6 protein-coding genes are annotated in these 9,626 nt (G+C 48.5%); 1 reads left to right on the forward strand and 5 read right to left on the reverse strand.

The genetic code is table 11. From position 1 onward, the window contains the following. The 4 genes from tnpA to BMZ40_RS18815 form a co-directional block, all read right to left on the reverse strand. Positions 1-266 (reverse strand): IS66 family insertion sequence element accessory protein TnpA (gene tnpA / locus BMZ40_RS18800; protein ID WP_425429375.1); only part of this gene is annotated, 266 nt, incomplete at its 3' end. Between the two features lie 195 nt (positions 267-461). Next, complete coding sequence (locus tag BMZ40_RS18805; protein ID WP_092379608.1) at positions 462-5,225, reverse strand: alpha/beta fold hydrolase; 4,764 nt, start codon at positions 5,223-5,225, stop codon at positions 462-464. A gap of 591 nt (positions 5,226-5,816) precedes the next feature. Beyond that, on the reverse strand, positions 5,817-6,053 hold the full coding sequence (locus BMZ40_RS18810) for a hypothetical protein (protein WP_092379611.1): 237 nt from the start codon (positions 6,051-6,053) through the stop codon (positions 5,817-5,819). 268 nt (positions 6,054-6,321) lie between these two features. Continuing rightward, positions 6,322-7,023, reverse strand: a complete 702-nt coding sequence (locus BMZ40_RS18815) for a hypothetical protein (protein WP_092379614.1) — start codon at positions 7,021-7,023, stop codon at positions 6,322-6,324. 527 nt (positions 7,024-7,550) lie between these two features. On the opposite strand from BMZ40_RS18815, the gene BMZ40_RS18820 reads away from it, so the two are divergent. Beyond that, entirely contained in the window at positions 7,551-8,144 is a 594-nt protein-coding gene (locus BMZ40_RS18820) for an EF-hand domain-containing protein (RefSeq protein ID WP_092379618.1), read from the forward strand. A gap of 516 nt (positions 8,145-8,660) precedes the next feature. On the opposite strand, the gene BMZ40_RS18830 is transcribed toward BMZ40_RS18820, so the two are convergent. Then, positions 8,661-9,626 (reverse strand): T6SS immunity protein Tli4 family protein (locus BMZ40_RS18830; RefSeq protein WP_218143800.1); only part of this gene is annotated, 966 nt, incomplete at its 5' end.

A 9,626-nucleotide genomic window follows, 5' to 3' on the forward strand; every position in this document is an offset into this window, starting at 1 on the left:
GGAATATCCATAGCGTAACGATTGGAGACCATGAGGCCAATAGACGGGGCTTTCGAGGCGAACGTAAACGGCAGCGCCACAAGAGCGGGAATTGCGGCGGATTCGCCGCCAGAAGATGGTCGGGACTTTGTTATCCAGTATCGGAACGTGCTCAAAGCCAAACCATTTTCGCGGCAGTATCGGGTCTTACCGAGGCCACTCTCCCGCCATTGCTGGACATGCGCCATCCAGCGAGCCGCGCGATTCTGTGCAAACTGAGTTTTCATGAAGACCTCCTTGAATTGGAGGCCCATTATCTCACATGAAAAATTTATGGATAGATGCGGACCTGTGAGCGCTTACAGAGCTCGGACAAAGACGAATTTCCGTCAGCAGAAATTTGCTGCTAACCTTTTTGCGGTTGCTTCCTGCGGTCTTGGTGGCAGAAAGGTCAAAAGTAGGCTTGTCTCCTTCCCCGGACATTATCTTCTTCGCGACTTGCGCCGTACGGGTGCTCGGGGGGGTACTGTCGCCGTTGTCCGTTTATCCAAATCAAACGTCATTTCTCTGGCTTGTGGCATATTGAATTCCAACATACGCTCAAAGAGTGCCGATCCTGCTGTCTTCTCGGACGCATCCATGTCTTGAAGCTGTAGCGCGATGTCTAACAGGCTTTCGGTGCTAAGATACCAAGATGTTGCGATGTTACTCATCTTTTTTCCTGCAATATCGAGTAAAGTGTGAGCCACTTGACAAACTCGTTTTGGTTCCGTTGCCACCATGTTGACCAAAGATTCAGCTAGGTGTTCTGCACGGTCATTCTCTAGGACATTGGGGTATGCAACAATGGTATCTAAAAATTCGCGCGTTTCCTCGTCAGAAGCAAATCCATCCTTGAGGAAGATATTGGATAATGCAGCTAGAACCTTCTCGTCACGAGAAGAAAGTAGTTGGAGTAAAAGATGATGAACTACTGGCCTTGTCATCGGTTCGTGCCATAAATTGGCCACACTATGTGCGATACCCTGAGCGACCTCGGAGGAATCCGTATCTAGTAGTCGCTGAAGAAGGTTGCGCGACCAGTTCTCCGCAGGGAAATAAGCGTGCCTGAGACAGGCCAATTCTCCCGCCCCTTGAAGGCCCGTTTTATTGTTGTCGACCGTGTACATTAGCCATCGTTTTACAGCAGTGTTCGAGGCCCAGTGGTAGGTCCGGGCAACGAAGCGGACCCATGCCTTACCCATCACAATGGAAGGCATGTTCGCAACTAGCTTGTCGAGAAAAAACTCGGCCCGCGAACGGTTGGCAAGCCGTAGATACTCCAAGTCGTGTTGGAGCATCGCCTCCCACACTCTTGATGATTCGATTTGCACGGCATGTCTTTCGAGAATATCAAGCCAGCGATCTGTCCGAGGCGGTTCTGAAGTCAAGCATAACGCCGATAGCGCATTGAGCGTAGGGTAGTTTCCTTTTGGCAGTGCTTGCATCAACCCACGCCCCCACAAAATTGAGGTGTCCTGATCCGTGTCATCAATGTTGGCTTCGATGGAAGTCTCTGCGACACAGGTTATTAGCCAGCGTTCCATTCGGTCGATCAACTCGGTAGGAACAGGTGATCCCTTTTGGGCTACATTTGCGATTGCATAAGCGGCGTCATTTCGGAATTTTATCCCAACAAAACCTTTGTCCTCCAACTCGGCCACCAAGGAATAAAAGTTGGGGATTGCAAGGCCGGCTGGAACCAGCTCTTGTAATGCGCTCGTAACGGGAATCTCGTTGCGTGTCGGATCAAGCCCTTTCACGATTCGAATCGTCTTGGCCAGATCAAGTTTTGCTAAAGCAGCCAGTTCTCGACCAGCCTGAATTGCCCCCCCGCTCATACTATGTTTTGGATGCTCCCATGCCGTCTCGTCTGTCAATTCATTGAACAGGTTGAGAATATCTGAGTCAGTACTACGAGCCATTTGTTCCGCGCTCATAGGACTTCCAATCATCTGTACCCCTGTGAAGCCTATATCCCTGTCTGAAAGATCAGGAAACGCACGTTCCTCTTCTACGATGAATTTTTGCAAGTTTGAACTGCGCCGCTCTTCCGGCAATGCACGAAGCAGTCGCAATCGATGTTGACGATCCAATTTCAATCTTTGAAGCCGAATTTCAGCGTCATCTCGTTGGACTGTGTCATTGTAAAAGCGCCAATCGCGTAGTGTGGCTTCCAAATGATCAAGGCTTTGTTTGTCGAGATAGGGACTCACGGACTCAATCAGCGAGATACTTTCCTTGTGCATATTGTTGTATGGCCCGAGTACAAGTCGCCTTGGATCTTCGAGTAAGTAGTCCAACACACTTTGCGGAGAATGGCTAACAATTCGTATAAGGCCCATGGCAAGCAGTCTGTGTACAAATAACAGGTCGGATTGCGCATTGACGGCCAGAAATTCAAGATAGCCTGCTAGGTCAGATTCCGCCCATCCTTGTATCCCCAGTTGAATAGCACGAAATATGGGCTTCTCGGAGCGAATTTCCTCATCATCCAAGTCTTGAAAAAGCAGGCCTCTGCTTCGGCGATAACCGGTCACTACCGCAGGCGGATCTGAAGCACAGAGATCCAAGCCTTCAAGCAGGAGTGGCCATATGGATAGAACGAAAAGTTTGGGTGCAGCCTCAGCGATTGCCTCAAGATCGTAAAAATGGCGCACCTCAAGTATTGATTGAATATTGTCGGAAACTTTGGAGGCAACGCTTGGAACTGCGTCGGACGGGGTGCTCGAAGAAGCTTTCGCACGATCAATTTGGCGCTTGAGCCAAGTCGCGACTAACTTTGGGGCTTCATTAGGCAGGGCTGCGCACACAACGCCCGTCAGATGCCTTATGGACCAGTCGGGAACCGATGTCCGGCTGGCAATCAAGATGAGACTATCCATCCACCGGCCCGTACTCGGCGCAACGTCGCCGCAGCCAAGGACCTGCCAACTCAAGCTGTCCCGTGCTTCGTCTGGTAGCCAGTGCCTTTGCACGAGGTCGATGACCGCGTCGGGATTGAAATGCAATGCCCGTTTAAGCAAGGGCAGCACAACTCGAGGTTGCTCTTCAGGCAAGGTCATAAGTCGGTGTAGGTGCGACTGAGTAAAGAATGTAAACCATCCAGGGCTTCCGACGGAGGCCCCAATAAACCGAGGCAGAAACCACTGGTCCATCATTGCCTGTTCTATCAGTTGACGCTCGGCAGGCAGTGGTTTGGCTTGCAAACCCAGGAACTCGATCAACAACATTTTGAGGTGAGGGCGAAGTTCAGCCGCCCACAGCTTACGAATTTCTGTGTTGTATTCCTCGGGACTTGCGTCTCGGAAGTATCCAAGTGCGTGCCACAACTGGGGGCGAATTCGCAGACTAGCCTGCTGTGCACGAACCGTTTCAGTGAGGCTGCCACTTTCTTCAAGAAAACTACGTGCTCGTACGAATTCATAAAGCGTCTGATGTCGAAATTCGACCCGCCTAGGCCCTTGATCTAAGCGTAGCAATCCAGTCGCAACCAGTGCCTGAATCTCTGGATAGTTGTCCTCAACTATAGCCAAAGGCAGGCCAAGCACCTCACGGTCGGCCATCAACTTTGCTAGGTGCCGTAACGTCGCTCTGCGTCTTCCGCTGGTATCACTTAGTACATGTGTCTCCCACTGTTTTTCCAGCAACCCCTGAAAACTTCTCAGGGCCTCCAGTTCAGTCGCGCCCTCTAGCAGCGACAGGAAGATGTCCAGTGCATGCGGCGACCTTAGAACCTGCTGAATGTCTTGGTTCCATCCCCCTGCTTGGAGGCCTCTTGCCTCAAGAACACGAAGCACTGTTGGCCACTCGGGCAATTCCAACGTCAGAATGGTAGCATGTAGGTTCCGCAGAGCGGGGTCATGTTTTTGTTCAAACGTCCGGCAAGAAATGACGGTGTGTACACCTTGTGCATCAGCAAGGTCCTGGACAAGGTCGAGCAAAACACGCAACCGCGCTGATTGTTGAACAACGAGGTCAGCCAACGCATCGACTTGGTCAATGACCAAGAGAACCGAATTGCTTTTGGCAAGCGTTCGTAAAACTTCGCCAGTATCCGTTCCGAGATTAAGATGTCTGGCAAGTGACTCTCGATCAAGTAAGTTAGATGGAAGGCGGTCGGCTTTGATGGCAAGCACCTCCCAGCCTGCATCCTGCTTCTCACGAGCAAGCCTCACCAATATTGAGGACTTTCCACTTCCTGGGTCGCCTAGCAAAAAGTTGGTACTCTTCGGTTCTTCAGATAGATTTGCGTTTAGCACGTCCAGTTCTGAACGTTGAAGCCAAGTGCCATCAGGCAACGTGCTCGGCCAGTTTAACAATTGAACTGACGCATTTCGCAACCGACTTGACAGTTCTTCTGGCTTTACAAACTTTGCAAATGTTCGGCTATCAGCGGTGGGAGGCGCTGTGGGGGTGCCCACATTTTTGAGGAATTCGACTAGCGATTTGTGGACAAGTTCTTGGCGTGACCTAGGTTTGGAGATCTGGATATGGTCGGCATCAATCCCGGTCGGCACGACACCCGCAATATTTGGATCACTGCTGTTTCGATCAACAATCAGTATTCGAGGGCCGATTGCAAAACCAAGTATTCGTTTCCCAATGAAGAAGCCTTTAGTCTCATGGAATACACGTACACCAAATCTACGTTGTGCATGTAGGGCTTGAAACTGTCCATTCAGGACTTTGAGCCAAGGGTCATCACTGACCATATTCGTGACCTGATGGTTTGTTCTCAAGGGGAGACGTAGCCAGTTAGCTATAGTTGCTAGATTTGCTCCCTGATGCGGAGTGGCAATGAATACAACACCTGCAATGACGTCAAGTACAGTCAATAGTCGTGGATCTCCAAGCGTCTGAGCTTGTGTCATGCCAGATTTGATGATGAGCCCGCCAAGGCTGTGCCCCACTAATACCAACTTTCGTCCCTGCAAGTTCGGTTCAGCTTGAAGAGCCGCAATGAATGCTTCGCCTTGTTCAACTAGATGCATCGCTGAATCAGTCCAGCCTGATATTGCAGAACAATAACCAGTGATCCAGACATGACAGCCGGCGCTCTCTCCGATCCATTTCGGCCAAAGCGTTGTACAATCATTTGGGTTATGCATCCAAGTTGATTTAGTATCTCCTCCAAGTCCGTGAACAAATACAACATGTATCGCGTCTGGATCTGAAACATTATGAACATTCTCTAAACTTATCATACGTCGATAATTCCTGTGCCCACTATGGGTACGGTGTGGAACAGATTCGTTCACAGCTTTCGAGTTGAGTCCTGAATCTTGCCAGAGTAGCCTTCGATTCCTGATTGGCGTGGGACGTTCCGGCTGGCTTCACTAGACTCAGATAGCGGAGCATGTACAAAAAGGGGCAAATCTCGCGTTGACTTTTTTTAAACTGCTCTAACATTTTTCTGCCAGGTATTAAATCTCTCATATCCACAAAACGGACATAACAGTACCGTACCAGCATTGACTTTCGCATTCATACAAGCATTCAATTTATTTTCGCACATCCGCTACAAGAAAAGTTACACAGACAGCAACTACTTCTTTTGTTATATATACTTATAAGATCACGTTCAGGCCATGCGTATGTAAATAAAAAGTCACCCATTGTCGGATGGTTTCATCCGGAATGACCGACTTTTGAATGACAAACCAAAAGCAAAACCAATAAAAGCAAAAGAGTACAGCGTATAAATGAAATTCCTTGTCTTGCTTTGGAGTGAACTGGAATAGTCATGAGGCGGGGATCATTTGATAATATTCAAGACCAAGCCTCGCTCCCCGCTTTTATGGATTTCTTTTAAGCCAGTTGCACGCAGCAATGTATATGTTTTCCAATGCCTCTTCTTGATTTAAAGTTGGCCCATCATGACCGTTTGCTTGCATATCTTCTATTGTTTCTAAAATTGACTCTGCCGTTTCTAGAGCATCGCTCGCAAATTTATATGCACTTTTTGGCATCTTGTGAGCATAATATAATTCAATAATTTCCTCTAATTCTTCTCTTGGGTCATCTTCTGGCATTTTTACTCCAATTCATTTATTAATTACATGAAAATATGATCGTTAAACTTCAATTTGTTTTTTTTAACACTTCTCGAATATTTTCCTGTCCGTTATTAATTTTCTCTTCTTCACAGAATGTACATAGAAGGAAACTCACAGCATTGAATTTCAAATTCACGCAAGAATGCAATTTTATTTCATCCGCTACAAGAAAATAACACCAACAACTGCCCAGCAATTTTACAAGACCTATAAAATAACATGCTTATGTTAAACTGACTGGCCATTAGTTCAGATCAATCCGCGCAGTTCTGACAGGCTTCATATTTCCATCCAACGTATTAAGCCTGACAATATGTCTTGATGTTCCACGCTCGTTCTGTTCAAATAAAAATGCTCGATCCCCATCATAATAAACAGTTCCCAGGCCAAAATGCTCTTTTTCACCAAGCCAGACTTCTCCTTGAATCATTTGATATCCATATTCTCCTGGCGGCACATGAACTTCGATTTCATCACCGCGTTTGACATAGAGAAGAACTGCTTTTTGTCCGGTTGTGCGGTTATTGAGGATGAAAATAGTGTTCGGGGCATCATTTGAGATGAGCTTGAAGCTGCATGTGCCCTTTTCTTGAGTTCGCATTTCGTATTTGGTCTGGAAGTTCTCCCTGGCCGGTGGGGCGGGAGTCTTGGCGGCCGGGACGGGTGCGACGGGATGGTTAACCCCGGTACTCTTGATATTCCTGATTGCCTGAAAGGCGATGAGGGTTATGAAGACGGCTGCCCAGACCCAGAATGTGCCGATCTTTTTCTGTGTGCTGGACCCTGCCTTGGCCCAGGTGCGCGAGAAATGCTTTTCGTTTTGCCTGATCTTCTCTTCATTGATGGCTTCGAATGCGCGCGAATAAATGACCCCGCATTTCGGACACTCATAGTTGGGGCCATTCTCCTCATGGTCCAGATAACGGCACTTCGGGCAGATTTTCATGTTAGCTGAACACCTTTGCCACGATCCCCACTGTTTTGCCCTCTCCCCAAAGCGAGAAAGCCTCACTTTGGATTTTGCTTAGCACTGCTCGAACACTTTCCTGTCCATCATTTAACTTCTCATCTTCACAGACGGACATAACAGGACATTTTCAGCATTGACCTTCACAGTCATCAAAGCATGCAATTTCTTTTCGCACATCCGCTACAAGAAAAGTTGCGCCAACGGCAACTACTTCTTTTGTCATACATACTTATAAGGTCACGGTCGGATCATGCGTACGTAAACAAAAAAGCACCCCTTGCCGGATGGCTTCATCCAGAATGGCCGGGTTCTGGCCGATGAGGCAAAGCCCACAAAGTAATAAAGGGATTTCAGCGTGAAACTGAAATCCCTTGTCTTATTTTGGAGTGTTCTGGTCTGATTAATAAGCGGTAATTCTCAGCAGAAAATCAAATTTCCAGATCCCCCCGCTTCATATTCTTCCCTGGCGTACATTTTGCTCAATACCTCTCAGGAGGTGCGTCATGCGTGTCAGTTCCAAGCAATACTTAGAGGCTTCGTCACAACTATCCAACAATGGCGAGACATCCCAGAACGAGTTGTTCGCCAAGCTCGGAGCGCGGAAATCCTTTCGTGACGGGGATGCGAACCGGGACGGGGTCATCACAAAGGACGAAGTGAACCTGTCTGCCGAAGCTTTTGCGCGGCTCGACGCGTCCAAGGATGGTAACGTCACCCTGGAGGAAATATCTGCCGCCATGTCAGGGCGTGGGCAGGACGTCTTTTCCTATTACACTTCAAAGAAAAGCGGGGCCAACTCCCTTGATCTTTTGAGCAATATTCTGGGTGAATCCTCAACAAGCGAGGACACGTCAGCCTCGGGAAAAGCGGCCCGACAGTATGTGGCAAGCATGGATGCAAACAAGGACGGCGTTCTGTCCAGGGCAGAGGCGTCCGTATCCGCATCAGCCTTCAGCAACATCGACACCAGTGGCAACGGCACCATTGAAGTGAAGGAAATGCAGGCTGCACTCAAGATTCACGAGGCGAAAATTTCCAGTTACTTCTCTTCGCTGGCGGACGGCTCCACCAACTCCACTTTGCAGAAGGAAGTCTGACAAACTTACTGGTGGGATTAATCGTTAAAAATCAGCAGGCCATGCAATACTTGCAGAATCATTCAAATAATTCATGATTATATACTACGGCATTACATGCTAAATTATAATCGAATACATGCATGGATGCTCTGCAAAAAGTCGTCACAATTTTGAAGAATGGCGCTCATGACTTTTTATTTATCTCAAAGGAATGGATTCCCGCCTGCGCGGGAATGACACTCAGACTCTATCGTCACTCTTTTTACAGTGCATTCATACGTGACGACACTACAAAATTATTCATCAATTTGAAAAAATACGAATTCACGCTTTTCTATCTATTTGAAAAGAATTGATTTCGCGCCATTGCCAACATATTCCGCCTACGCGGAAATGACACTCAGGCACTTTCGCTATTTTTTGTAGTGTCGCCAGATATTATATTTGTGGATGTCATGCGAGCAACAGGGGCGCGCAGCAGAACCGAAATCCATTCGGTTCTGCTCCACTGGTTCATCCTGAATTCTGTCCGGTTCATGGTCTTCTGCCGTAGTATTCCCTCACTGTGGTGAACTTGGTCATGACAGCGTCCCACATGCGCAGGGCGTCTTCTTTGGCGCTCTCCGGACAGGTCATTTGAATCTCTATATCGGGTTTTTCCGGATCTTTTGGGACGCCCTGAAATCTCCAAAAAGCGGTCAGCCTGAGTTCGTCGTCATCCTTGTTGCCGCCGACGTACACTTCTTCCAGCCCTTCCATTCCGGCCAGCACTCGTTTTTGTGAACGCAGCACATGCAGTTTCATCGCGTATTTCCTGACCACGCCCGAAATGACGTAGATGCTTTTGGGGGGTTCGGAAGTTACAGGGGGAAGAGTGTCAAAGCGCAGATAAATCTTGGGCCGGGATTCGCTGGCGTGCCGTTTGGCCCCAAGGCTCGCCTGCTCATACCAGGTCTTCAGCCCTTCCACCCTGCCCCCGGCCGAAAAAAAGCTGTCCGGAGCCACGTTCTTGTTGCCGAAGCGGTAGTGTTTGAACAAGTTCAGGATTCGACCTTCCATGTTGAGGCATGCTTTGCCAATATCATATGAACGGCTTTCCGTCAGACGCAGAATGGCTTCGGGCAAACCTATGTGCACATCAATATTATGGTCCGCCATATTGCCGTTGTAACAAAGGAGCATTGCCGGATATCCAAAGAGGTGGCTGACGTCCTCTTCGGCCCAGCCACCTTGAGTAGCAGGCCCAACTTTGCCTCTTCCAAGGTAGGTCTTATGCTCCCGATCTCTCACAGTCGTCCAAACTTCCTTCAGGTACTCTTCACGATCCCGACCTTTTTCCCACGCAATTTCCTCGATTGTTATTTTATTGATATTGTGAATGCCTGCCCCCAGTTTCATATCCTTTGGAACAGGGATCATGAAGCGCCCTATGGGGAACATGGTCACAGGACAGGGGGGCAAGTTTGGATTCGGGCTGGCGGTGTCGATGGTCATGTAATG

Origin of the sequence: Desulfomicrobium apsheronum (assembly GCF_900114115.1) — a bacterium.
GTDB lineage: Bacteria > Desulfobacterota > Desulfovibrionia > Desulfovibrionales > Desulfomicrobiaceae > Desulfomicrobium > Desulfomicrobium apsheronum.